This window comes from Oleiphilus sp. HI0067, assembly GCF_001635735.1.
In genome coordinates this window covers 1-839 of record NZ_LWFI01001673.1, presented here as the reverse complement: position 1 = coordinate 839, position 839 = coordinate 1, and the positions used below count along the sequence as shown (strand labels likewise).

1 protein-coding gene and 1 pseudogene are annotated in these 839 nt (G+C 45.9%); one reads left to right on the top strand and one right to left on the bottom strand.

Annotation, left to right across the window (positions count from 1 at the left end; translation table 11 throughout):
* Nucleotides 1-346, top strand: a pseudogene (locus A3739_RS30530) (GTPase RsgA); the annotation flags it as partial.
* 23 nt (nt 347-369) lie between these two features.
* Here the strand turns inward: A3739_RS30530 and A3739_RS30525 are convergent.
* Nucleotides 370-839 (bottom strand): GFA family protein (locus A3739_RS30525; RefSeq protein ID WP_369821126.1); only part of this gene is annotated, 470 nt, incomplete at its 5' end.

The following is an 839-nucleotide window of genomic DNA, read 5'->3' as shown; positions in this document are numbered from 1 at the left end:
GATCTCGCTTCCGCAAGGTGCGTTGTTATTGGATACGCCGGGGATGCGAGAGCTTCAGCTTAGCGATGTAGAAGACGGTATCCATGAGGCATTTTCTGATATCGAAAAGCTTGCTCTACGTTGCAAGTTTAACGATTGCATTCACGGTGAAGAACCAGACTGTGCAGTTCAAAAAGCGATTCAGGACGGTGAGTTGAGTGCGCGACGATTAGCGAATTATCAAAAATTATTACGAGAAAACGCTCTGAATTCAGCGAGTCTTGCTGAGCGTAGGGCAGCGGATAAGAGTTTAGGGAAGTACTATCAGAAGACTCAGGCTGAAGCGGTCAAGTTAAAGGGCCGATGAGGCAAAGCATTAATCTGTTAGGGCTAAGCGTTTAAGTTTAAACGAAGGTGCCAATCGGCGAGCGATTCATCGGGGTATTCTGCGAAGCATTTATCGTGTGTTTGTTTATCGACTTCTACCCATGAAGCTTTTGAGTTGAGCATCATGTGTGAGTGTTCAGGAGGGATTGGCAATTCGGTGTCGATGACTGAAGCAAATGGATGCACAAGCTCCGGCCAACGCGGATCACATCGCCATAATGAACTTCCACATTTTTTGCAGAATCGTCTTTCTGCTGGGCTTATGTTTGTTTCACCTGTTTCTTCATCTTTTATCAATGCATGGTAAACAGTGATATTTTCTTCACCCTCTATTTTTAATGTTTTCGCGTCGGCTCCGAGATTGATGGCATAGCCGCCACCTCCTGCAGTTTTTAGACAGCATAGAGCAATAACAGCTATTAAAAGGACAAAGACTAGAAGCTCCGACGTGGAAGCTGACGCTGCCGCAGTGG